At 60.0% G+C, this 25,341-nt stretch carries 19 protein-coding genes; 12 read left to right on the forward strand and 7 right to left on the reverse strand.

Annotated elements, in window-relative coordinates:
• Nucleotides 1–674 (forward strand): alpha-glucan family phosphorylase (glgP, locus tag WA157_RS18350; RefSeq protein ID WP_422622347.1); only part of this gene is annotated, 674 nt, incomplete at its 5' end.
• Between the two features lie 88 nt (nt 675–762).
• Nucleotides 763–1,311 carry a bactofilin family protein gene (locus WA157_RS18355; protein ID WP_422622348.1) on the forward strand — a complete coding sequence of 183 codons (549 nt, stop codon included), beginning with the start codon at nt 763–765 and terminating at the stop codon, nt 1,309–1,311.
• A 28-nt stretch (nt 1,312–1,339) separates the two neighbouring features.
• On the opposite strand, the gene WA157_RS18360 is transcribed toward WA157_RS18355, so the two are convergent.
• The 7 genes from WA157_RS18360 to WA157_RS18390 form a co-directional block, all read right to left on the reverse strand.
• Entirely contained in the window at nt 1,340–3,874 is a 2,535-nt protein-coding gene (locus WA157_RS18360; protein ID WP_422622349.1) for a putative bifunctional diguanylate cyclase/phosphodiesterase, read from the reverse strand.
• A gap of 5 nt (nt 3,875–3,879) precedes the next feature.
• Nucleotides 3,880–5,427 carry a methyl-accepting chemotaxis protein gene (locus WA157_RS18365; RefSeq protein ID WP_422622350.1) on the reverse strand — a complete coding sequence of 516 codons (1,548 nt, stop codon included), beginning with the start codon at nt 5,425–5,427 and terminating at the stop codon, nt 3,880–3,882.
• A gap of 51 nt (nt 5,428–5,478) precedes the next feature.
• On the reverse strand, nt 5,479–7,245 hold the full coding sequence (locus WA157_RS18370) for a methyl-accepting chemotaxis protein (RefSeq protein WP_422622351.1): 1,767 nt from the start codon (nt 7,243–7,245) through the stop codon (nt 5,479–5,481).
• Nucleotides 7,242–9,497, reverse strand: coding sequence for an EAL domain-containing protein (locus WA157_RS18375; protein ID WP_422622352.1), 2,256 nt, complete (start codon nt 9,495–9,497; stop codon nt 7,242–7,244). Before WA157_RS18375 ends, WA157_RS18370 begins: the two co-directional genes overlap by 4 nt.
• 167 nt (nt 9,498–9,664) lie before the next feature.
• On the reverse strand, nt 9,665–10,903 hold the full coding sequence (locus WA157_RS18380; protein ID WP_422622353.1) for a hypothetical protein: 1,239 nt from the start codon (nt 10,901–10,903) through the stop codon (nt 9,665–9,667).
• A gap of 164 nt (nt 10,904–11,067) precedes the next feature.
• Entirely contained in the window at nt 11,068–12,720 is a 1,653-nt protein-coding gene (locus tag WA157_RS18385; RefSeq protein ID WP_422622354.1) for a PAS domain-containing protein, read from the reverse strand.
• Between the two features lie 13 nt (nt 12,721–12,733).
• Nucleotides 12,734–12,889 (reverse strand): hypothetical protein, encoded by a 156-nt coding sequence (locus WA157_RS18390; RefSeq protein ID WP_422622355.1) that lies wholly within the window; start codon nt 12,887–12,889, stop codon nt 12,734–12,736.
• 266 nt (nt 12,890–13,155) lie between these two features.
• Here WA157_RS18390 and WA157_RS18395 point away from each other — a divergent pair, with 266 nt between their 5' ends.
• The 10 genes from WA157_RS18395 to cas2 all read left to right on the forward strand — a co-directional run bounded on the left by WA157_RS18395 (nt 13,156) and on the right by cas2 (nt 24,854).
• On the forward strand, nt 13,156–14,940 hold the full coding sequence (locus WA157_RS18395; protein WP_422622365.1) for a carboxyl transferase domain-containing protein: 1,785 nt from the start codon (nt 13,156–13,158) through the stop codon (nt 14,938–14,940).
• Between the two features lie 65 nt (nt 14,941–15,005).
• On the forward strand, nt 15,006–15,986 hold the full coding sequence (locus WA157_RS18400) for a helix-turn-helix transcriptional regulator (RefSeq protein ID WP_422622356.1): 981 nt from the start codon (nt 15,006–15,008) through the stop codon (nt 15,984–15,986).
• Between the two features lie 52 nt (nt 15,987–16,038).
• Entirely contained in the window at nt 16,039–18,378 is a 2,340-nt protein-coding gene (locus WA157_RS18405) for a CRISPR-associated endonuclease Cas3'' (protein ID WP_422622357.1), read from the forward strand.
• A 31-nt stretch (nt 18,379–18,409) separates the two neighbouring features.
• Nucleotides 18,410–19,195 (forward strand): CRISPR-associated protein Cas5, encoded by a 786-nt coding sequence (cas5, locus tag WA157_RS18410; RefSeq protein WP_422622358.1) that lies wholly within the window; start codon nt 18,410–18,412, stop codon nt 19,193–19,195.
• A gap of 2 nt (nt 19,196–19,197) precedes the next feature.
• Nucleotides 19,198–20,964 carry a type I-C CRISPR-associated protein Cas8c/Csd1 gene (gene cas8c, locus WA157_RS18415; RefSeq protein ID WP_422622359.1) on the forward strand — a complete coding sequence of 589 codons (1,767 nt, stop codon included), beginning with the start codon at nt 19,198–19,200 and terminating at the stop codon, nt 20,962–20,964.
• A complete protein-coding gene (gene cas7c, locus WA157_RS18420) occupies nt 20,961–21,941 on the forward strand; it encodes a type I-C CRISPR-associated protein Cas7/Csd2 (RefSeq protein ID WP_422622360.1) in 981 nt (326 codons plus the stop codon). The genes cas8c and cas7c overlap by 4 nt, the downstream gene beginning before the upstream one ends.
• A gap of 26 nt (nt 21,942–21,967) precedes the next feature.
• Nucleotides 21,968–22,600: a CRISPR-associated protein Cas4 gene (cas4, locus tag WA157_RS18425; protein ID WP_422622361.1), complete on the forward strand. Its 633-nt coding sequence runs from the start codon at nt 21,968–21,970 to the stop codon at nt 22,598–22,600.
• Nucleotides 22,601–22,640: 40 nt separating this feature from the next.
• The gene (locus WA157_RS18430; RefSeq protein WP_422622362.1) at nt 22,641–23,489 is read left to right on the forward strand and encodes a Bro-N domain-containing protein; all 849 of its coding nucleotides are present in this window, start codon (nt 22,641–22,643) and stop codon (nt 23,487–23,489) included.
• Nucleotides 23,490–23,525: 36 nt separating this feature from the next.
• Nucleotides 23,526–24,554 carry a type I-C CRISPR-associated endonuclease Cas1c gene (gene cas1c, locus WA157_RS18435; protein ID WP_422622363.1) on the forward strand — a complete coding sequence of 343 codons (1,029 nt, stop codon included), beginning with the start codon at nt 23,526–23,528 and terminating at the stop codon, nt 24,552–24,554.
• 9 nt (nt 24,555–24,563) lie between these two features.
• Nucleotides 24,564–24,854, forward strand: coding sequence for a CRISPR-associated endonuclease Cas2 (gene cas2 / locus WA157_RS18440; protein WP_422622364.1), 291 nt, complete (start codon nt 24,564–24,566; stop codon nt 24,852–24,854).
• Nucleotides 24,855–25,341 lie beyond the last annotated feature (487 nt).

Genomic DNA, 25,341 nt, shown 5'->3' on the forward strand with positions numbered 1-25,341 from the left:
ACGCCGAGGCGATCGGCAGCGGCTTCGACCCGATGCGCCTGACCATCGGCTTTGCCCGGCGGCTCGCCACCTACAAGCGCCTGCACCTGGTGGCGTTGTTGCCGCAGCGCGCGCTGGCGCTGATCGGCGGCACGCAGCCGGTGCAATTTGTGTTTGCCGGCAAAGCCCATCCCGACGATCTTGCCGCCAAGGACGTGGTGCGCCAGGTGTTTGCCCTCAAGAGCGCACCCAGCGTGGCCGGGCGCGCCGCCTTTCTGGAGGACTACGACCTGACGCTGGCGGCCCAGTTGGTGGCGGGCTGCGATGTGTGGGTCAATCTGCCCCGGCCGCCGAATGAAGCCAGCGGCACCAGCGGCATGAAATCCTGTCTGGGCGGCGGCCTGCAACTCTCGGTGCTGGACGGCTGGTGGGCCGAGGCCTTTGACGGCAGCAACGGCTGGGCCATCAATGGCGACGTGGACGCCGACACCCAGGCGCAAGACCAGCGCGATGCGCGCGCCCTGTTTGACCTGCTGGAGCAGGAGGTGGTGCCGATGTTTCATGAGCGCGATGCGCAAGGCGTGCCGCAGCGCTGGGTGACCATGATGCGGCGCAGCCTGCTCACCAACGGCCCGCGCTTCTCGGCCACCCGCATGCTGCGTGACTACGCGGATCAGGTGTACCGGCGCGACTGACGATATTCATTCTGTTACCGATCTTGCAAAATCGGTGGCGACTTTTCAACGTGGCGCCGCTACCATGGCTTTTTTCAAGGAAAACCACATGGCCATGTCCCCTCACTTTTTCAATAAACGCGAACCTGAAACTTCACCCGCGCGCCCGAGCACTTCAGTGTCGAACGCCAGCAGTTATGGCTCATCGGGCACGACCACCACGCAGCAGTCAAACGCACTGAATTCCGCGCAATCCGTCAACACCACACCAGCGGCGGCGCCAGCCGCACCCCAAAGCGGCAGCAAACTGACCGTGGGGCCCAACATCAAACTCAAAGGCGTTGAAATCACCGATTGCGATACGCTGGTGGTTGAAGGCCTGGTCGAGGCGACCATGGATTCACGCGTGATTGAAATTTCGGAGCGCGGCGCCTTCAAGGGCTCGGCCGAGATCGACATGGCCGAGATTCACGGCCAGTTTGATGGCAACCTGACGGTGCGCCAGAAGTTGACGATCTATGCCACCGGCAAAGTCACCGGCAAGATCCGCTACGGCAAAGTGGTGATTGAAGAGGGCGGCCAACTCACCGGAGAGATCCAGTTTGGCGCCATGCCGACACCCAAGTCGGCCAGCCACGCGCAAGCCGCCTCGTCCTGAAAACAAACCGGTCAGCCTGGAGCGCTGCTCAAAGCGGCATCAGGCCTGTCCTCGCGCTGTTTGAGTCCGCGCTGAGAAGCGATGCAGCACGCAACCGCTGCGTCAGCTCTGGCGCGGGCATCGCTTTGGCAAACAGCCAGCCCTGGTACGCCTGGCAACCGAACTGGCGCAAGAAGCCCAGCTGGGCCTCGGTTTCTACACCCTCGGCCACCAGTGTCAGCCCCAGGCTGTGGGCCAAGGCGATGATGGCGCGAGAAATGGCGGCGTCATTGGCGTCGTCGGGAATGCCGTCCATGAAGCTCTTGTCAATTTTGAGCTTGCTCACCGGCAGGGTCTTGAGATAAGCGAGCGACGAATAGCCGGTACCAAAGTCATCCAGTGCCACGCTGCAGCCCAACGCCACCAGGGCATTGAGCTGTTCGCGCGCCTGCTCGGGCTGCGTCATCGCCACCGACTCGGTAATTTCAATGTCCAGCCACCGGGCCCGCGCGCCGGTGCGCTGCAGGGCGGCACGCACCTTCTGCGGCAGATCGCGCTGGCGAAATTGCTGTGCCGACACATTGACCGCCACCCGCAAGGGCGTGCCGGCCTGTGCCCAGGCGGCAATTTGCGCGCACGCCGTCTCCAGCACCCAGTCCGACAAGGGCAAAATCAGGCCGGTGGCCTCGGCGACCGGAATAAACCGCGCCGGCGACACATCGCCCAACTCCGGGTCGCGCCAACGCAGCAGGGCCTCGGCGCCGACAATCTCACCACTTTCGACGTCCACCTGCGGTTGGTAATGCAGTTGCAGAATCCCTTGGGCCAGGGCTTCTTTCAACCGCGTATGCAGCCGCATGTCTTCGTGCACGCGCCGGTCCATCTCCTTGGAATAGCAGGCATAGGCACCGCGCCCGGCCTGCTTGGCCTGGTACATGGCGATATCCGCGTAGCGCAGCAGGGCGTCACTGTCCTGGGCATCGTCCGGGTAAAAAGCCACGCCCAGACTGCCGCTGGAATAGATGTCCTGATCCTGCAGGCGGTAGGAGGCCTGCAGCGACGTCAGGAGCTTGCTGGCCACACTCACCGCCTCATCCACATCCGTCAGATCGGTGAGCAAAATGGCGAACTCGTCACCGCCCAGGCGCGCCAGCAGGTCGTTTTCGCGCAAGATGCTGCGGATGCGGGTGCCGACTTGCACCAGCAGGGCGTCCCCGGTGGCGTGGCCAAAGCTGTCGTTCACTGTTTTGAAATAGTCCAGATCAAGAAACAGCACCGCCACGCGCTGACCGGCACGCCCCGAGCGCGCCAGCGCCTGGTTCAGTTGCAGGCGAAACAACCAGCGGTTCGGCAGGCCGGTGAGTTCATCGTGGGTGGCCTGGTGCCGCAGCGATTCTTCAAATTTCTTGCGCTCGGTCAGGTCACGGATATAGGCAATGGCATGGGGCGTTCCCTCGTCGTCCCAGTGTCCGAGCGAGATGTCCACCGGCAGCATCTGGCCATCGCGGCGCAGCAGCTTCAGATCCATCAAGCCCATGGCGCGGTCATGGGGGTTCACGAAATAATCCCGCATCGACTGCGCGTGGCGCGCCCGCAGATGCGCCGGCAAAAAAATGTCCACGGTTTGGCCCACCAACTCGTTCACGGCGTAGCCTGTGAGTGTTTCCATGGCGGGATTGGCCATCAGGATGCGTCCGTTGTCGTCAACCCATAGAACGCCATCGGGCGCCGCCGACAGGGTCACTTTCTCGCGCAGATGCTGCACCTCCATCCGCTCCAGCGGCCGACGCAGCGCCTCGTTGAAGGTGGCGTGGAACAAATACAGATAGGCAGCCGCCTTGTAAAAGTGCCCCAGCATATTGGCGCCATCTTTGTCGATCACCCCCAGCATCGTGAAAAACAGTTCAGACACGGCTGACAAGGCCACGGCAAAGCCAAGGGCCATGACACATTCAGTGATCAGCTCCGCGCGGCGACGCCAGAGCACCCCCAGGGTCAGCAAGTTGATGGCGATGGTCAGCCATTCCAGGCCGATCTTCAAGGGCGTCAGGCCCAGTCCCTGGACAAACAGGGCCGGCACGCGCTCGGGCCAGAGTAGCCCGATATAGCCCAGGAGACCGACCGCCGCCCACGTCAAGACCAGGGCGAGACGTTTTCTTCGCAGGGTGACGGTTGGCACGGTTGGCAGCAAGGCATACACCAGCAGGGCCGTGGCGGCCAGCAGGCGCGCGGCCAGCCAGAAGAAAATGGACTTGTGGGGGGTGTTGGCGGTCACGGCAGCCGGCATGCCGACATAGCTCATGGTGTGCAGAAAATCGAGCAGGCCCACGCCCAAAAACGCCACCCCCAGCAGCACCACGGCGCCTTTGCGCACCGACAAAATGGCGCGGTAGCCGGTGATAAACACCAGCATGGACACCACCACCGCGAACAATTCGGCGACGGTGTGCCAGAACACAAACGTCACCGGCTCGATCACGATCTGCCGGGCCGGGTGGGACACCCACCACAGCAGCGGCATTGCCAGTGCCAGCAGGGTCCAGCCTGCGGCGTTTTGATAAGGATGCGAATGTTTATGCTGCATGGTTTCTAAACCGAAAACACCTTCACGGCCTCCACCAGGCGGCGCGCCTGATCGCTCATGCTGTTGGCGGCCGCACTGCTTTGCTCCACCATGGCGGCGTTTTGCTGGGTCATCTCGTCAAGCTGGGCCACAGCCTGGCCAACCTGGGAGATGCCAATGGTTTGCTCCTTGGAGGCGGCGGTAATTTCCGCAATCAAATCGTTGACGCGCTTGACCTGGCTCACCACTTCGGTCATGGTCTGGCCGGCATCGGCCACCAGGCGGGAGCCGCTTTCGACCTTGTCGACGGAGTCATCAATCAGGCCCTTGATTTCCCTGGCCGCCGCCGCCGAGCGCCCGGCCAGACTGCGCACCTCGCTGGCCACCACGGCAAAGCCGCGCCCCTGCTCGCCGGCCCGCGCGGCCTCTACCGCCGCGTTCAGGGCCAGGATATTGGTTTGGAAGGCAATGCCGTCAATCACGCTGATGATGCTGGCTATTCTGCGACTCGAATCCGAGATCAGCGCCATGGTGGACACGACGTTGTCCACCGCCTCGCCTCCCTTGGCCGCGATTTCGGTGGTGACATGGGCCAGCTGACTGGCCTGTTGCGCCGTGTCGGCGTTCTGGCGGACGGACGCCGTTTGCTGCTCCATGGCGGCGGCGGTCTCTTCCAGGCTCGACGCCGTTTGTTCGGTGCGGCTCGACAAGTCACTGTTGGCGGCGGCAATCTGCTGGCTGGCCACCTGCACTCCCGACACCTGCTCATACACGTCGGCCACCAGCGACTGCAAATTCAGCCCGGCCTGGTTGATGGCGCGTGAAATCAGGCCAATTTCGTCACAGCGGTCCAAAAGCAGATCTTCGCCCGCTTCACCGCTGGCCACTTGCTGCGCCACGCCCAGGATTTTCTTCAAGGGCGATGTCACTTGGGCCTCAATGAACCAGCCCGCCAGCAGCAGGCTGCCCGCCACGGCCGCGCCCATGCCCGCCAAGGCGGTCCCGGCCAGCCCCGAAACCGACAAGGCCCCGCCCAGTGCGGCGCCCACGCCCAGCAGGGGCAGACGCACGCGCCAGGCCGAGGGCAGCAGCTGCAGCGCACTGGCCCAGCGCATGACGCCGGTATGAATGAGCAGGCCGCGATGGAACGCGAGTCCTGCTGCGCGCCCTTCCTTGAAGCGACGGTACAGGGCGTCAGTTGCCTCGACTTCAGCGCGCGACGGTTTGGTACGCACTGACAGATAGCCCACAAGTTGGCCATTGCGGCGCATCGGTGCGGCATTGGCGCGCACCCAGTAGTGGTCGCCATCCTTGCGGCGGTTCTTGACCAGTGCCGTCCAGGACTGGCCGTCTTGCAGGCTGCGCCACATGTCGGCAAAGGCCTCGACCGGCATGTCCGGGTGTCGCACCAGATTGTGCGGCTGCCCCATCAACTCGTCGGCGTCATAACCGCAGGTCCGGATGAAGGCGGCGTTGGCGTAGCTGATATGGCTGGCGGTATCGGTGGTCGAGAGCAAGGTTTCGCTCTCGGGAAACTGGTACTCGTTCTGGGTCACGGGCAGATTGGTTCTCATGCGGATCGTCCTTTTTTATAACTCTGGTTGCCAGTGCGAAACAGGTGGTGCCTAAAAGCTGGTCCATTCATCGTCGTTCGCCACTGCAGCGCGCTCGCTGGTCAGTCTCGGAGTGGGTGGACGCATGGGTGTCTGCGCCATACTGACGGGGCGACTGAGGGCAGGGGTTGTGCGTTTTTCAACGCCCTTGACGGGCAAAGGCCTCGGGGCGCTGGCGCGCGCCACGGGGCGGGTCACCGCAGCCGGTGGGGCCACGCGTTGTGGGCTGGCGCTGCCCGCCGCCAGCTTGAACACCGCCACGGTCCCCACCAGTTCTTGCGCCTGGGCTTTGAGGCTGCTGGCAGCCGCCGCCATTTCTTCCACCAAGGCGGCGTTTTGCTGCGTCACCTGATCCATCTGCATGACCGCTTCGCCCACTTGCGAAACGCCCTGGCTTTGCTCATGACTGGCAGCGCTGATCTCGCCCATCAGGTCGGTCACGCGCTTGATGCCTCCCACCACCTCACCCATGGTCACGCCGGCCTGGTCCACCAGTACCGTGCCTTGCTCCACTTGTTCGACGCTGGCGCTGATCAGGCGCTTGATTTCTTTGGCCGCCTCGGCAGAACGCCCGGCCAGATTGCGTACTTCACTCGCCACCACGGCAAAACCGCGCCCTTGCTCACCCGCGCGCGCGGCTTCCACGGCGGCATTGAGCGCCAGAATGTTGGTCTGAAAGGCGATGCCGTCGATCACACTGATGATGTCGGAGATCTTCTTGCTCGAATCGTTGATGCCCTTCATGGTGTCCACCACCTTAGCCACCACTTCGCCGCCCTGCACCGCCACGCTGCTCGCGCTCACGGCCAGTTGGTTGGCCTGGCGCGCGTTGTCGGCGTTTTGTTTGACGGTGGAGCTCAGTTCCTCCATTGAGGCGGCTGTTTCTTCCAGCGCGCTCGCCTGCTGCTCGGTGCGGCTTGACAGGTCGTGGTTGCCCGCGGCGATCTGGGCGCTGGCGGTGGCCACACCTTCGGAGCCGTTGCGCACGTCGGACACCACCTGGGCCAGGTTGGTCTGCATCTGGGCCAGTGCAATGAGCACCTGGGCGACTTCATCTTTGCCGTCGGGCGTGATGGTCTGGTTGAGCTCGCCCTGGGCGATGCCGTTGGAGATATCAACCGCATGGCGCAGCGAGCGCGTGGTGCTGCGGATCAGGGCCGCACCAAACAGCGCGGCCAGCAGCACGCCGAGCACGATGGCGCCGATGGCCACCGCGCGGATGGTCTCGTAGCGGGCCAGCGCGGCAACATAGTCATGCTTGGCGTCGTCGAGCTGGAATTTCATCAAAGCTTCAATGCCAGCGCCCACCGGGGCGTAGAGCGGGCGAATCTGCTCCACCACCAGCCGCCTGGCTTCGTCGATCTCATTGGCGCGCAGGGCCACGATCACCGGGCGCAGGCCCTCCTGCACAAAGCGGCTGCGGTCCTCGCCGAATTTCTTGGCCAGGGCCGCTTCAGCCGGCGGCAAGGTAGTGGCCATGTAGGCGTCCCAGACCTTGCCGATGGCGGCGATATTGGCCTCGACCTCGGCGGCGGCCGGGTTGATGACTTCGGGCGTGGGCGTGACCAGCGAGACCGCAATGGCCAGGCGGTTACGCAGCAGCAGTTTCTGAATGTCGGAAATCTGCGTTGTGGGTACCAGACGCTCTTCGTAGATTGAACGCAGGGACTCATTGGCCTGGACAATGCCAAACAGGCCGATGGCGCCAATGCCGATCAGCATGGCCGAGAGCAGGCTGATCAGCAGAATCAGGCGCGTGGAAATCTTCAAATTGTTCAAGGTGTCGCCTGTATAAAAATTAGTGGTTTAGTAGTGGCGCGGGCCGTACTGACCTGCAGGGCCAGTTTTTCAAATTCGCGCAAGGGCATTGGCTTGCCGAACAGATAGCCCTGGTAGGTTGGGCAGCCAAACCGCTCAAGGCAGGCGCGCTGCTCTTCGGTTTCCACGCCCTCGGCGATCACGGCCACCCCGAGGTTGTGGGCCATGCCGATGATGGTTTGCACTACGACAGCGTCCTTGTGGTTGCCGCCCATGTTGCGCACAAAGCTCTTGTCGATTTTGAGTTGCTGAATGGGCAGACTGGTCAGCTGGGACAGCGAGGAATACCCGGTGCCAAAGTCATCCATCGAAAAGTGGATGCCCTGCCGGTTCAAGGCCTTCATCTTGTCGATGGTGTCAACAATGTTGTGCAGCACCAGGCTCTCGGTCAGCTCCAGCTTGAGCCTTTGCGGGTTGACTCCGGTTTGCGCCAATATTTTGCCTACTACAGCAACGAAGTCAGGCTGACGAAACTGGCGGGCACTGACGTTGACCGAGAGTAGAAAGTTTTCTGTAAGCGAGTTGGCCGCCCATACCTTGAGTTGCTCACACGCTGTGCGCAATACCCATTCGCCAATCGGCAGGATGAGCCCTGATTCTTCAGCAATTGGAATGAACTGGTCGGGTAACACCATGCCGTGTTGGGGGTGCTCCCAGCGCAGCAACACTTCGGCGCCCAGTACACCCTGCGTGTTGTCCACCTGTATCTGGTAATACAGCTTGAGCTGATGGCCCGGCAGGGCGTTACGCAGTTCGGACTCCAGTGCAATGCGTGTTTCCAGTGATGCCTGTATTTGCGGGTCGTAAAAGCGCAGGGCATTGCGCCCGCTGCTCTTGGCCTGGTACATGGCGTTGTCAACGCGTTTGAGCAGCTCATCGAGGGTGGCGTTTTGACCCAGAAACAGGCACAGCCCCATGCTGGCGGAACTGTGGTGAAGCTGGTTTGCCAGCATGCAAGGCTGGTTGATGGCTGCCAGGATTTTTTTGCCGACTCCCTCCGCATGCAGTGAGGCCTGCGCTTCATCCGGGCTCAAATCAACCAGCATGACGATGAACTCGTCGCCACCCAGACGGGCGACCGTGTCGGTCAGGCGAACGCAGGACTGGATACGCAGTGCAACTTCTGCCAGCAGGCGGTCGCCAACATCGTGACCACGGGTATCGTTGATGCGCTTGAAATTGTCCAGATCGAGCATCAGCACGGCGCCATAAAGATGGTCGCGCGTGCTCACTGACAGCGCCTGTTGCAACCGGTCATGCAGCAGTCGCCGGTTGGGCAGGCCGGTCAGGTGATCATAAAAGGCGAGTTGCTCAATATGAGCCGCCTGGGCTTTAAGCTCGGTGATGTCCTCCACGACTACCAGCAATTCTTCTTCTTCTTCTTCTTCTTCTGCAAGTTGGATTCCAGTGATGGTGAGGCGCAGCCATTTTTCGTCCAGCGCGACGTCAATGCCGCGCAAGGCCATCCCGCTGGCGAGGACGGTTTGCGCCTGCTGGCGCAGATCGGGTAGCGGCAGGATGTCTGCGAGTTCGCGCCCGAAAACGTCTTCTCCGTTTTCCAGTCCGAACATCTCGCGGAAGGAGCGGTTGACACTGCGCACCTTGAGGGTGTCGTTCACCACGATCAGCCCCGCAGGAAGGCTCGCAATGATGTTCTCGGCGTAGCGCTTAAGGCCAAGAGTAGTATGCCGGTTGGCCTGCATATAGGTGTCGAGGGCAAGCCCCATGTCCAGGAACGCGATCTTCTGAAGCGCGTGGTAGGTGGCGAGAAATTTGTCCGGGTCGTCGCCAAGCAAGCGCCACAACTCGGGCAGCAGCCCAACGAGGTACTTGTTATAGGAGCCGATGTACCACTTGGGTTCGAGCCCGATGTGCTGGTGGACGACGCCTACGCGCAGGCGGTGGAGAATGTATTCGGGGCCGTAGTCGCCCGCGGTCAGACTGTCGAAGTAGGCCGCCTGGGTCCGCTTCAGGCGTTCAAGGGAGGGTGCATCCGGGATGAAGCGGCGGGTTTCCTCGAACTTGATGAGATGGGTGTAAAAGTCGTTCACGAAGTGCTGCGACACATCTTGCAGATGCGCGCGCAACTCCGTGAGCAAGCTGACATCGGTTTCGTCGAACTCCAGGAATGCCTTGCGCCGGGTGATCTCTTGCGCGTCGATCCCGATCGCACGGGCCAGCGCGGCGACGGCCTCGTCCGAGAAATTCTTCATAGTCCGGCTCCCGTTATGGGGCCGCAGACGGCGAGGGGGACGTCAGGCTTGCTTGCTTGCTTGCTTGCTTGCGCAATATTTGTTCCACGATATGCCCAATCCCTATTGATTCGTGTTTATATTTTGCCCCAGACTCTGGGGCGCCCCCATTTGCCGCTTTCCAATTCTCACGGGCTCATGCGATTGCACAGCGGCGGCGTGCCGAAAGTTTCGAAAAACACCTGATACAGTTCCCGCTCCGCCCAGCGCCATCCTTCGCTGAGCAGGCGAAATCGCACCCGCGCGGCACCGTCTGCGATGTGGTTATGAAGTAACACGTTATCGCTACTGCCACGCAGGTGATCCCCCAAGCGCTTGCGCAAATCCCCGGTTGAACCAATATACACGACGCTGTGCGCCCCCGGCGGCGCGTTTTTCTCAAGCCATCCCTCTTTTGCTTCACTCACGGGCGAGCCCAAAGTCGCCCGGATTTCATACACCCCCGGCTGGGCCGGAACCGCAGTCCGCAGTGCTTGAGGGGTCAACGGTACCAGTGCGGAAAACCCCTCGGTCGCAGCCAGATAATTCATACGCTGGCTGCGACTCCGGCAATCGGGAATCGCCAAGTCGTGCCGGATGTTGGCCACCGTGCGCCGCGACAGGCGTATGCCGTATTCGCGCTTGAGGATGGCAGCGATGGCCTCGTCCGTCAGCGGCTCCCACAACACCTCTTGGACCATCCATTCCTTTTCCCTCTTGATCACATGCTCCACGAAATGGCAATGAACCTGCCGCGGCTTCGGGAAAAGTCCACCCAACGGCACCGCTTTACCGTTCGGCAGCGCGATAGACAATCCGCGCACCAACCGGGAAACCCGGCCCGGATCCGCGACCACGGAAAGATTCGACTCCGACTGCAGCCGGGCGGAAATCTCCGCTTGGGTCAGGGGCAGGAGCGCCAAGGCCTGCCCGGAACGCAGATACGCCGCTTGCGATGCCAGCACGGCCTGCATCAGCGCGTGGGTGAGCCGGTTCCGGGTATTGATGAGGCGCAACCTGCGCAATACGCCCGCCAGTTCCGCCGGGAAGTCAGGGCGGGACATCAGGTGGTTCACCCCCTCCTCATCGAATCGGTATTCCCGCGCGTAGCTGTCCCGGTGGTAGAGGAACATCAGACCCCGGCTTGCCTCGCGAATCACCCCCAGAACCGGGGAGGTTTGGTTTTGAGAGGAAGCGGACGTGTCGTGCACCACCTGCGCGCCTTCCAATTGACTCACAGTGACCCAGGGGCGCAGAGCGGCAAACCCGGTTGAGGACTCCTCCCGGGTCACGAGACGGTCAACAGCCCGCAGCGGCAATTCCAGAAAGCGGGCGAGCACGATTTTACCGAGCAGGGCGGCATCAATCTTATTGTTATGGTGTTGCAAATGATATTACGCCGACAAGTGTTGTTTAACATGTCGTGGACTCTCACCGAAATACAACGTTTGATGATAGCTTGGTCGTTCGAGGGGACCCGTCGGCAACGTCTACATCAACCGCAACATGATTTACACCACATTCGGCTGGAGACCTTTTCGCAGTGTGATGTTCACATATCCTTGGGTTTTGCCCCCCGTGTTTGACGGCGTTGAAAATCAGTTCGTTGAGTACCAGTGCGATGGGTACCGCTTCTTTCTCGGCAATAACGCAGGGTATCCACGCGAGAGGGATGTCCAGGTTTACGGGCGTTTGCCACAGATTTTGAATCTCGTCTGCAATGGCGCCAGTCAGCTCTCACCGACGATGTGACGGCACGCCCCTGCAGCCCGTGGATGACGGAGATGCCCTGCACCTGGCCGATCGCCTGCTGAATCGGGTCGGCCATCTCGGGGTGATGTTGGGCAAACTGGCGCAGCAAGCCGGGGATGCCTTGCAAATTGTTTTTGATGCGGTGATGCACTTCACGCACCAGCGTGTCGCGATGCGCCGCTTCATCGGCCAGGCGCTTTGCCTCCCGTTGCTTCTGGCGGGAGATGTCGACATGGGTGACGACGAAATGCGTGATGTCGCCATGCTCATCCCTGACGGCCGTGCTGGTAAGCCATTGCGGAAAAACCTCACCGTTCTTGCGCTGGTGCCAGACTTCTGCATGCCATGAGACATACCGTCGCGCCGTATCCCAGGCCGCCTCATTGGTGTAACCCATGATTCGCGTAAAGCTCTGGTTTGTGCGCAGGATAACCTGGTTGGCATCGGTCACGATCATGCCCTCCTGGCATTCGAAGGCGATGGCCGCGATGCGCAGATCCGATTCCCGCCACGCCAGGGTTTCCCGCAGGTGGTTGAATCCGCCGACCAGCATGCCGATTTCATCCGCCCGCGCAATGGGCAAAGGCCGAAGGGGCTGCTTGCCATCCGACAACGTGGCCAGCGTCCGGGCGGCCGCCAGCAGTGGGGCCAATTGGCGTCTTAACAGCCACCAGGTCAGACCACCGGCCAACAGCGTCAGCACCAGAGTGGCCAGCAGCATGCGCTGCTGCATGACGTCAACCGGCGCGAAGGCTTCTGCGGTCGGCAAAGCAGCCGCCACGTACCAGCCCGCCATGGGCACGCCCCGGGCCGACGCCAGTACTTCTTCACCATGGGGATTGCCAGCAACACCAGAGCCCTCATAGCCCCCAACAAAACGGTCGACCAGTGCATCGACGCCGGGGCCCGGCAGCAGTTCCATGGCGCGGCGTTTGTCAGTGGCAGTCACCACCAGCCGGAACTGTGGCGCCACCAGCATGTAGCCGCCGATCTTGCCATAGCTGCTTTTTGCAATCATGTCAAAAAGGCCGGGCTTGCCCAGGTTGGTCACCCCCGACAAGGCGCCAATCACGGTGCCTTGTGCATCACGCACTGGCACGGTCATACCGAACACCGGCGCCTGCAACTTCTTGCCCATGACCGGGCGACCGACCGTCGATTTCCCCTCCTTGAGCGCGGCGGCGATGGTGTCAATGTCCATGTAATTGATGCCGATGCGACCGGCAGTGCGTGGAACATCGGCAATCGCGCTGCCATCAAGCCCACACGCGATAACGCCACCGTTGAAATGGCGCTGCAGCAGCGGAAGCTGTTCCAGCAAGCGTTCCATGTCCTCACGCAGCATGCGACTGGTGTAAAACGACAGCGACCACAGACTGAGCAGAAAGATGACCAACATACCCAAGGCGATTCGGGTCTTGAGAGACTGCCGCATGGAAACTGTCGAAGTCATGCTGACCTTTTGCTCAGGACGTCTGCGGTCTGAACACCGGTCGGCGCTCGCCGACCTGCAGGCACACCAATGTGCTGCCACGGGCGAGTTCAATCAAGGGGGTGTGGTCCATCAGGCCATTGTCGCGCACGGCAGTGCGGTCTTTACAGCTCGCCGTCCAGATATTCATGGCGATCGAATTGCGCGGGCTCCCGCGCCAGGTGATCATCGGCGGTCAAAACGGGTTTTTGTCCTGCTTGTCCCATGGCCATGTCATTTGCCGTGAATCAGTTGCCCATTTTTAGCGTCCATCGGGCGCTTGCGTTTGCCAAGGCGCAAAAGGAATGCTGCCACAGTGATGTCACCTGCTTGACCGATCAACCCCAATGGCCGTCGCAAAATCCGGCCATGACTGAAATTCGTTCCCCCCTGCAGGCCCAGATCGTCCAGTGGCAGGTGCAGCCTGGTGACAGCGTCCAGGCCGGTGACCTGCTGGTGATTCTGGAAGCCATGAAAATGGAGCACGAGCTGCGGGCCCCCCAGGCCGGGCGCGTGAGCGAGCTGTTTTTTGCCAATGGCGAGTTGGTGGCAGAAGCCGACTTGCTACTCAATATAGAGCGGCTTACACAGGTAGGACGGGGGCTTGAGCCTGATTTTTCTTATATGTCTGCACCGCAGGACAAGCCGGCTGCGGTGCGCCCCGACCTGCAACGGGTGCTGGATCGCCAGGCCGACACGCTCGACGCCAACCGCCCCGAGGCCATGAGCAAGCGCCACGCGCTGGGCCAGCGCAGCGCGCGCGAGAACATTGCCGATTTGTGTGATGCCGACTCCTTCATCGAGTACGGCGCTTTTGCCGTGGCGGCCCAGAGCCGCCGTCGCTCCGAACAAGACCTGATCCAGAACACCCCCGCCGACGGCATGGTGACCGGCATCGGCAGCGTCAACCAGACGCTGTTTGGCTCCGAGCGCAGCCGCGCGGTGGTGATGGCTTACGACGCCACCGTGCTGGCCGGCACCCAAGGCCTGCGCAACCACCAGAAGACCGACCGCATGCTGGGGCTGGCCCTGCAACAAAAGCTGCCCGTGCTGCTGTTTGCCGAAGGCGGCGGTGGCAGGCCGGGCGACGTCGATATGCCGATCGTGGCCGGGCTGCATGTGGGCACTTTTGCCAGCTTCGCGCGCCTGAATGGCCAGGTGCCGGTGGTCGGCATCGTGGCGGGACGCTGCTTTGCCGGCAACGCGGCTTTGCTGGGCTGCTGCGACGTGATCATCGCCACCGACAACAGCAACATCGGCATGGGCGGCCCGGCCATGGTCGAGGGCGGCGGCCTGGGGGTCTTCACGCCGGAACAGATTGGCCCCAGTGAGGTACAGCACGGCAGTGGCGTCATCGATCTTCTGGTGGCGGACGAGACGCAGGCGGTGGCGGCGGCGCGGCATTACCTGTCGTTCTTTCAGGGCCGCTTAAACGAATGGCAGGCGCCAGACGTGCAGGCGCTGCGCGATGTGGTGCCGGAAAACCGCTTGCGCGTCTATGACACGCGCGCCGCCATCACCGGCATGGCTGATGAGGGCAGCGTGCTGTTTCTACGCGGCGGCTTTGGCTTGGGGCTCCACACCGCGCTGGCGCGCATGGAGGGCCGCCCGGTCGGCATCCTGGCCAACAACCCGCTCCACCTGGGCGGCGCCATCGACGCCGATGCAGCCGACAAGGCGGCGCGCTTCATGCAACTGTGCAACGCGCACGGCTTGCCGCTGATCAGCCTGGTGGACACACCCGGCTTCATGGTCGGGCCGGACATGGAAGCCCAGGCGCAGGTGCGCCATGTGAGCCGCATGTTTATTGCTTGCGCGCATCTGCGCGTGCCGTTTTTCAGCGTGGTGCTGCGCAAGGGCTACGGCCTGGGTGCCATGGCCATGACGGCCGGCGGCTTTCACTCGCCCCTGATGACCATGGCCTGGCCGAGTGGCGAATTTGGCGCCATGGGTTTGGAGGGCGCCGTGCGACTGGGCTACCGCAAGGAGCTGCAGGCGCTGCCTGAAGGGCCGCAGCGAGAGGCCTTGTTCGAGCAACTGCTGGCCAAACAATACGACAACGGCAGCGCCATCCACATGGCCGCCACGCTGGAGATTGACGCCGTGATTGACCCGGCAGATACCCGCCACTGGCTGCTGCGCGGGCTGCAGATGCAGGGGGAGTTGGCGCCGGTGAGCGGGTTGGCAATTGACGCCTGGTAGGCCAACTCAATTGGGCAGGCACCGGTTTCGATTTCATAATGCACCTTGTCACACAGGGAGCTGCAATGGATCGGACCGAACGTTTCTACATGATCTTGGGGCTGCTGCGTCGCCAGACGGTTGCCAGCTTTGCCACACTACAGGCAGCACTTGAAGTCTCGCGCTCCACGCTCAAGCGCGACCTGAGTTACCTCAGCACCCGACTGAACAACCCCATCGCCTACAGCCGCGAGCTCGGCGGCTACAGCCTTGAAAAAGCCGATGGTGAAAGTGGCATCCCCCACGAGTTGCCGGGCCTGTGGTTCTCGGCCACTGAAATTCATGCCCTGCTGACCGTGCAACATTTGTTGTCGGGGCTGGACACGGGCGGCTTGCTCAATACCCACATCGCCCCCTTCATTGACCGTCTCAACACACTGTTGGGACACGAAGGCAACGCAGACGCCACCCAACTGCGCCGCCGCGTTCGCATCATCGGCCTGGCGCAGCGCAGTGTCACTCCGCGTCACTTTGAACGCGTGGCCACCGCCCTGGCGCAGCGCAAGCGGCTGCACATTGCCTACTGCGCCCGCGGGACCGGCGAAGCCAGCGCGCGTGAGGTGTCGCCCCTGCGCCTGGTGCACTACCGCGACAACTGGTACCTGGACGCCTGGTGCCACCTGCGCCAAGGTCTGCGCAACTTTGCCCTCGATGCCATGGCCGAAGTTCAACTGTTGGACCGCCCGGCACGCGACGTCAGCGACGCCAAACTTGATGCCACTTTCGGCTCCGGCTACGGCATTTTTTCCAGCGGCACCCGGCGCTGGGCACGCTTGCGCTTCACGCCCGAGCGCGCCCGCTGGGTGGCGCAAGAGCAGTGGCACCCGCAGCAAGACGGCAAGCACCAAGCCGACGGTGGCTACCTGCTGCGCATTCCCTACACCGACCACCGCGAACTGATCATGGACATCCTCAAACACGGCGCGCACTGCGAGGTGCTGGGGCCGGCGAGCTTGCGCCAGGCCGTGAAGGCTGAAGTGGCGAAGATGGGAAAAAAATATTTTTGAAAAGAGCAGGACGGGTTCATCTGGTGAGCCTGTGCACGCGCATACTGCTGCAATGATTCCCCACTTTGCTCACAGCGAGAACGACCATGGGCAACGGCATTTGCTCAAGGAACATCTTGGTTGTGTCGCAGCCTTGGCAGGTAGATTCGCGGCAGGGACAGCTTGGCAAGACGAGGCAAGGCTAGCGGGCTTGATGCATGACCTAGGCAAATATGGCGACTTGTTTCAAGCCCGGTTGCGCGGCCAGGAAGCCGGGCTGGATCACTGGAGCACTGGCGCGGTAGCGGCCTTGAAGCCTTATGGTGCTCTGGCGGCTGCACTGGCCATTGAAGGGCATCACATTGGCTTGCAGGCGGCGGCTTCCGACGCGCTGGCTCAGCGATTCGGCATGGTACTTAAAGGCGCATCGCCGCTGGGGCCGAATATTCGTTTGACAGATGCCAATCTGAACCGTTTGTTTGAACGTGCACAAGACGATGGCCTGGTGTTTGAACAGCCATCGAAGCCGATGATTCCACTAGGGCAATCCGGTGCCTGGCAGCAGTCCATCGCCCGCATGCTTGACGTGCGGATGCTGTTCTCCAGTTTGGTGGATGCGGATTTTCTCGACACTGAGGCGCACTTCAATGGCACATCAGAGGGGAAAAGTTATCGGCAAACGGGTTTGCAGTTGGACGCAGCCCTTGCAGTGCTGGCACTCGATAAGTTTATGAATCTCTCGGTTCGCCCGGGAACTTCACAAGACAAATCAAGTGACGCAGTGGCGCAGACCCGTGCTGAGCTTTGGAATGCTGTGACCCAAGCGGCGATGAAGCCTACCGGAGTTTTCTCATTAACGGCCCCTACTGGCTCAGGCAAGACACTGGCCATGCTGCAATTTGCCTTGGCGCATGCCAAACAGAACGGACTGAAACGTGTGGTGCTGGCCGTGCCCTACCTGAGCATCATCGAGCAGACGGCGCGCATTTATCGAGCGGTGTTTTCCGATGATCCAGAAATTTTCATCCTCGAACACCACAGCCTTGCGGGTGTTGGCGTGGAACAGTCCGACCCGCACAAATGCGATGACGCTGAGCGGCAACGTCGTTTGTATGCCGAAAACTGGGATGCACCGATCATTCTGACCACCAATGTTCAGTTGCTTGAATCGTTGTTCTCAAACCGATCTTCCGCCTGTCGCAAGCTGCATCGGCTGCGCGACTCGGTGATACTTTTCGATGAAGCACAGAGCTTGCCTCAGCATCTGGCTGTGCCCACACTCGCTGCGCTATCGCATCTAGCCACTGGCTACAACAACAGCGTTGTTTTTGCAACCGCCACCCAACCCGCTTTTGACACGCTGGATGCAGCCGTTCAAAAGCACGCCGTCTCTGGCTGGCAACCCACCGAGATCGTGCCGGGTCATGCCGCCATGTTTGCACGCCTCAAACGGGCTGAGGTGCAATGGCCCAAAGCCGATGAATCTTTGAGCTGGCAGGCGTTGGCTGACACCTTATGCGCTGACGATGCGGCACAAGTGTTGTGCGTGCTCAACCTCAAGCGCCATGCCCATGCACTGCTTAAAGCGATGGCTGGCATTGCAGGGCTGCGCCACCTCTCGACCAACCTTTGCACCGCACATCGTCGTGAGGTTCTGGAACAGGTGCGTAAGTGTCTGGACCCTGCCATTCCGCAACCATGTCGACTGGTTTCCACGCAATGTGTAGAAGCGGGTGTTGATTTGGACTTTCCCCTGGTCTATAGAGCCATGGCCCCACTTGAGGCTGTTGCCCAGGCAGCAGGTCGCTGCAATCGTGAGGGGCGGCTTAACAGCTTGGGCAAGTTTGGACAGGTACGGGTTTTTGAGCCTGCACTCGATACAAGCGAACGCAAACGGATGTTCCCAACTTTTGCCTACTTTCAGGCGGCGGAAGTTACCTCGTCATTGCTACGCGAAAACGATGGCAATCTGAGCATCAATGATCCAACCGTATTTCGTGGCTATTACCAAAGACTTTACGGTGTGAGCCGCCCGGTTGATCAAAATGTTGACTTGACCAATGCCATTGCCGCCCTTGATTTTCCTGAAATTGCGCGTCGCTACCAACTGATTAACCAGGATGCCATTCAGATCGTTGTGCCGTGGAAGCCATGCATGGCCGAATACAAACGGCTGCGCGACCTCGCCTCCAGCGGTATTGATGGTCAATGGATGAAAGCAGCACAGGCCCTCACGGTCAGTATCTATCGACCCAAACCAGATCATCCCGCCTGGGGCTGCTTGATTGCGGCGCAATTCCGCCGGGGTGGTAGTTCGGATGAGTGGTTCATCCTGGAAGACCCGGATGAACGGTTCTACGATGACATCCTTGGCCTGCAGTTGCCGCAAAACCAAATGGTCATGATCGCCTGATTCCCACATTTTCAAGGAGGAGTTTCCCCGCATGCCAAACACAAGCCAACCCAATCCACCCAACACCCACACCCTAGAAGTTTGGGGTGACTTGGCCTGCTTCACCAGACCAGAGATGAAGGTGGAGCGCTTTTCTTACCCCGTGATCACGCCCTCAGCGGCACGCGGTGTCTTTGATGCCATTTATTGGGATGGCAAGCGTGAGCAGGAAAAGGTGGGGAAGAAAACGCGAGACATCATTCGCCCCTATTTTTTCTGGCAAATCACGCGCATTGAAGTGCTGACCATGCCCAGCTTCATCGCCCTGCGGCGCAATGAAGTCAAGGGTGTTGTGCCGGGCGCGGTGACACTCAATAAATGGATGACCGGCAAAGAAGCTCCCGAACCATTGTGGGCAGATGGTGATGATGAAACCACCGGGCGCACCCAGCGCCAGACCATGGCCCTCAAAAACGTGCGTTATCGAATTACCGCCCGCATTGAGCCGCGAGCCAGCCACCGAAACCAGTTGGCAAAGCTCAACGCTTGTTTTGAACGACGCGCCAAGGGTGGCAAGTGTTTTCAGCAGCCCTATCTGGGATGCCGCGAATTCCCGGCATTTTTTGAATACATCGAACCCGGTGCGCCAAGTGCAGCAAGAGCACCCATGGATCAACAACTGGGCTGGATGCTGTATGACGTGTTTGACCTGGCCAACGAGGCTCCTGGGCTGGATGGCAAACCATTTATTTCGGTCTTTGATGCGTGCGTAAAAAGTGGCGTATTGGATGTACCAGCGTATGGCAGCGACGCGGTGCGCAAGCCGGGAAGGATTTAGCCATGCTGCACGCTTTACGGGAATACGGCGCAAAACTGGGTGGTGAACCAGGTTTTAAGTCCAGAGAGGTGCGCTGGTGCATTCAACTCTCCGAGGCAGGGCAATTGCTGAACATCGTGCCACTTGGCGACGGCAAAGCTGGTGTCATGTTGGAACGTTGTGCCGACATGCATGGAATGGTTTCCGGTGGTAAGGCGCACTTTTTAGTCGAATCCGCGCAGACCATTGCACTGCACTTCAAAGAGGGCGAAGAGCCTGCCAAGGTTGACTCTGCTACTGCCAGGCATCAGTACTACTCAAAAATGCTAGCGCAAGCGGCAGCCGATCTGGCAGTTTTGGCACATCCTTCAAAACTGTTGTGTGACCCAGTTGCTTTGGATCAGATACGCGCCATGATGGTTGCAAAGCGCATCAAACCAGCAGACTGGGTAAGTTGGCAGGTGGGTGCATTTGACCCGCGTGAAGATACGGGCGTGCAGCAATGGTGGCGTGATTGGCGGCTCCAAGACCTTGGCGGTGGTGTCGAAACTGGTGACAGTCTTCCGGCGGGAAGCATGCTGTGTTTGCTGACTGGTGAACCTGTTGAACCGCTTCTGACACAACCCAAAATTTCGGGCCTGTCAGGTGTTGGTGGTCTGTCGATGGGTGATGTCATGGTCGGCTTTGACAAGGCTGCGTTCCAATCCTACGGTCTTGAAAAATCTACCAACGCAGCCATGGGGGAAGCACCTGCACAGCAATACGTGGATGCGTTAAACCATCTCATTCGGCAGCAGAAAGAAGCCACCGGCAAGAACCCCTCGCGGCGCACCAATGCCATGATGGTGTATTGGTTCAAAGAACACATTCCCCCAGAAGAAGACCCATTTTCCATGCTCTTTGGCATGGAGACCGACGAGGGGCAGACTGCATCTGCCTTGTCTCAAGCCCGCAAGTTACTTGATGCCATTCGCAGCGGGAACCGTTCCGCGTTGGGTAACAACCACTACTACGCCATGACGCTCTCAGGCGCCTCCGGGCGGGTGATGGTGCGGGACTGGATGGATGGTCAATTTGTTCAACTGGTTTCGCACATTGAGGCATGGTTTTCCGATATGGCCATCGTGCACCGCGAGGGCGGGAACCGTTTGGCTCCTGATCCAAAATTTTTGGCTGTGGGTGGATCGTTAGTTCGTGAACTCAAAGACCTGCCAGCGTCCACCACTTCGGTGTTATGGCATGCGGCGGTTGCACAACTGCCCATTCCCCAACCTTTGATGGCGCAGGCGCTAGACCGCTTTCGCTCTGCCATTGTCAAAGATGAAACTTTTAATCATGCCCGCATGGGCCTGATCAAAGCTTATTTTGTTCGTCAACCTCAAGGAAAGGCGCTTATGCAACCCTATCTCAACCCGGATCATCCTGACCCGGCTTATCACTGCGGGCGCCTCCTGGCGATTCTCGCCAAGCTGCAGCGTGATGCGCTCGGCGATGTGGGGGCCGGTGTGGTGCAGCGTTTTTATGCCGCCGCCAGCACCGCGCCGGGGCTTACCTTTGGTCGCTTGGTCGGCAATTCGCGCAACCATTTGGGCAAACTCGAAGGTGGCTTGTCATATTGGTATGAGCAGCAAATTGCCGAGGTCTTGAAACAGTTGGGGGACCAATTTCCGCGCACCCTGAACCTGGAGGGGCAAGGCCTTTTTGCGTTGGGGTACTACCAGCAATTGGCCGCCCTGCGCACCCCAAAAAAGGACAGTAACAACAGCAACACAAAAGGAGAATCCGCATGAGTACACCCATCAAAAACCGCTACGAATTTCTTTACCTCTTCGATTGCGAAAATGGCAATCCCAATGGCGACCCGGATGCCGGTAACAGCCCGCGCATTGATCCCGAAGATATGCATGGTCTGGTGTCGGATGTTGCCATCAAACGCCGTGTGCGCAACTACGTGCAGATGAAGCACGGCAATGGCGGTGGCTACGCTATTTTTATTGAACACGCAACCAACTTGAATCGACCTATTGCAGCGGCACACGAAGCTACTGGCGGCGCACCAGCAGGTGGTGGTAATCGTTCTCAAGTAGGCAAGGCGCGCGACTGGATGTGCCAGCAGTTCTTTGATGTACGTGCGTTTGGTGCGGTGATGTCCACCGGTGCTAATGCTGGGCAGGTACGTGGGCCTGTGCAAGTGGCGTTCTCTCGTTCCATCGATCCGATTTTTCCAATGGAGGCGGCAATCACGCGCATGGCCGTCGCAGAAAAGGTGAAAGATGCCAAATCAGTGGCGGACTACGTTGCGTGGGAAGAAAAACAGGAGGAAGACAGCCTTCGCACCATGGGCCGCAAGTCACTCATCTCCTACGGCCTCTATGCCACCAAAGGTTTTGTTTCTGCCAACCTAGCGCAAGGCACACAATTTACCGATGCTGACCTGAATGAGCTATGGGAAGCACTGGCGAACATGTTTGACCATGACCGTTCTGCTTCCAAGGGTGTGATGGCCTGCCGTGATTTGTTTGTTTTCAAACATGTCGGAACTGATAGCGATCTGGTGCAGCGTGAAAAGCAGGCTATGTTGGGTTGTGCGCCAGCGCATCACTTGCTTGATCTCGGCCGCATCATCGACGTTCCAGCGCTTAAAGGCAGTGGCAAAACTCCGCGCTGCTATGCAGATTACGCCGTGACACAGCACCTGGATCGTGTGCCCAAAGGGGTTGAGCTTTGGCGCTGGGATTTTTCTGAAAATCGGCTGATCAAGGCCTGACAGGCCAGGCGGGCAGTGTGAGCAACATGGATGCGCCCAAGGCGGAGATTGAACCGCTCAACATCTCCGCGCTCAATCAGTTTGTCTACTGCCCCCGTCGTTTTGCCCTGATTTATGTGGAAGCCGAGTTTCAGGAAAACCTGCACACGCAACGCGGGAATGCTGAGCATGAGCGTGTGGATCGCGTGGCCCACACCACATCGCGCAGTGGTGCACGGGTGGAATATGCGCTACCCGTGTGGAGTGAACGCTTGGGCTTGATTGGCAAATGCGATGTGGTGGAGTTTTGGCAAGACGGTACTGTTTACCCAGTGGAGTACAAGCACGGCCCGCGTCGCGCCTGGATCAACGACGATTTGCAGTTGGCGGCACAGGCCATGTGCCTGGAGGAGATGCTCAGTGTGGATATAAAAGCAGCCGCCATTTTTCACGCTGCCAGCAAGCGCCGGCGCGAAGTGCACATAGATGCCGAATTACGCAAGATGTTGGAGAAAGCACTTGAGGAAATGCGAGCTTGTGTCCGATCTCAATTAGTACCACCCCCAACGACTGAAACCCAACGTTGTCGGGGGTGCTCTCTAATGGACATCTGTCAGCCCCAAGCCACGCATGTAGGGCTGATCGCTGCTCGTACCGCCTTGTTTGACCCGGACGCATAGGATTCGCGGCCCGTGGCAGGACATCTTGAAAGACCAAAAAATGAAAATTTTGCCTACCGAGTTCGATGGTCAGTCCATCCGTCGCATATACGACGAAGGCACTGAAACCTGGTGGTTTTCCGTGGTGGACGTTGTACAGGTGCTCACGCAACAGGCCGACTACCAGACGGCGCGCAAATACTGGAACAAGCTCAAAGAGCGCCTAAGCAAGGAAGGCAGTGAGTCGGTGACAAACTGTCACCGACTGAAATTGCCCGCCGCCGACGGCAAAAACTACCTCACCGACGTCGCCACCGCCGAAACCCTGCTGCGCCTGGTGCAATCCGTCCCCAGCCCCAAGGCAGAGCCCATCAAACTCTGGCTTGCCAAGGTCGGGTATGAGCGCATGCAAGAGATGGCCGACCCGGCGCTGTCGCTGGACCGTGCCCGCCAGACCTGGCAACAGCATGGGCGAAGCGACAAGTGGATTCAGCAACGCATGACCGGGCAGGAAACCCGCAACAAGCTCACCGATTATTGGAGCGGCCACAACGTCAAGAAAGGCAGTGAGTTTGCCATTCTGACCAACATCATTCACCAGGAATGGTCGGGCGTGAGCGTGGCTGAGCACAAAGATATGAAGGGCCTGAGCAGCCACAACCTGCGCGACCACATGAGCGAGGCGGAACTCATTTTTACAGCCTTGGCTGAGTTGTCCACCCGCCAAATTGCCGAGAACGTGAATGCCACCGGCATGCCGCAAAACAAGATTGCGGCCAAGGCCGGTGGCCGCATCGCCGCCCAAGCCCGCCACCAGCTAGAAAGCCAGACCGGCAAGTCAGTGGTCACAGGAGCCAATTACCTGCCACCGGTTGCGAAGAAGGCCTTGAAATCACCGCGCAAAGCGTAAGACGTTACGACAACAGAGTCCAGTGGGACGATACACATGCAACTCCTCAACACCCTCTACGTCACCACGGCAGACACTTATCTGCGGCTGGACAACGACACCCTGCGCGTGGAGGTGGAGCAAGAAACCAGGCTACGTGTGCCACTGCACCACTTGAGCGCGGTGGTGTGTTTCGGTCACACGGGCTTGTCGGCACCGCTCATGCACCGCTTGGCTGAAGGCGGTATTGCGCTGGTGTTGCTGGATGACAATGGGCGTTTCAAAGCAAGATTAGAGGGCGCAGTCACAGGCAATGTCCTGCTGCGCCAAGCTCAGTTTGGGCGTGTGGCAGACCCCGCGTTTACGCTGGACATGGCACGCGCCTGTGTGGCGGGCAAGATCAAAAACACCCGGCAGGTGTTGCAGCGCGGTGCCCGCGAAGCCAAGTCAGAAGACGAAGCCCAGGTATTAGCCCGCCTGGCCGACGACCTGGCTGCCAGTTTGCGCGCGCTCACCGGGACCACCAGTCTGGACGTCTTGCGTGGCATAGAGGGTGAGGCCGCGCGGCAATATTTCATTGGCCTCAATTTGCTGGTGCGCCCTGAGTCGCGCGCGGTCTTCCAGATGGATGGGCGCACGCGTCGCCCGCCGCGTGACCGCTTCAATGCCATGTTGTCATTCTTGTATTCCATGTGGATGAACGACTGCCGTAGCGCGCTGGAGGCAACCGGGCTGGACCCGCAAGTGGGTTTTTTGCATGCCTTGCGACCGGGCCGCGCTGCACTGGCGCTGGATTTGATGGAAGAGTTTCGCCCCTGGGCTGATCGCTTGGCCCTGACGCTCATCAACCGGGGTCAGTTGACGGCTGATGATTTTGTTTTGCGTGAAGGCGGTGGCGTGTTACTGGAGCCGGATGCGCGCAAGGCCGTGGTGGTGGCGTATCAAGAACGCAAGCGCGACGAGATCAATCACCCGCTGCTGGCGCAGTCTGTCCCCTTGGGCCTGGTGCCGCTGGTGCAGGCACGTTTGATGGCGCGCGCTTTGCGCGATGACGGTGCACCGTATGTGCCGTTTGTGGCCAAGTAGGATTGAGCCATGCTGGTACTGGTTTGCTACGACGTGAGTACCGAAACCAAGGCCGGACGGCGGCGCTTGCGAAGGGTTGCCAAAGTTTGCGAAAGTACCGGGCAGCGGGTACAAAAATCGGTTTTTGAGTGCCAGTTGGACGTTGCGCAATTTGAAGCACTTGAACGGGAATTGCTCGCAGAGATCGATGCGCAGCAAGACTGCTTGCGCCTGTACCGCATACCCGGTACCCGCGGGTTTGAAGTTCTTGAGCACGGCGCCTTCAAGGCGGTGGATTTTGATGGGCCACTGGTGCTTTGATTGCGCCCCGAAGTGCTCGCAGACGTGTGGCCTGTGGTAAGGTCAATACCGCGAACCCCAAGTGGTTGACTTCTCCCTACAGGGTTCGCGCGCTACGCAAGCCATTGATTCAAATGATTTTCCAGAATCACTCCACGCAAATCCACGGGGTTAGTCTTGTGGAGCAACGAGGTTCGCGCGAATGCACCAAAAATGCCTTTGCTGACAAGCCTTTGGCGGCGAAGCGGATCGCCCGGCATTCATGTCGGGCGCGGATTGAAACATGACGCCCGCCAACATCGAGATCAAGCTTGCTGGGGGATCGCCCGGCATTCATGTCGGGCGCGGATTGAAACTCATGGTACTGTGTTAGTGACTGATACTGTAACGGATCGCCCGGCATTCATGTCGGGCGCGGATTGAAACAGTGACGAAGCTGTGGCAAATGGCACAAACGAAATGGATCGCCCGGCATTCATGTCGGGCGCGGATTGAAACACGTCCAAGC

The organism is Rhodoferax ferrireducens (assembly GCF_049302455.1).
In the GTDB taxonomy this organism is placed as follows: Bacteria; Pseudomonadota; Gammaproteobacteria; order Burkholderiales; family Burkholderiaceae_C; genus Rhodoferax; species Rhodoferax ferrireducens_B.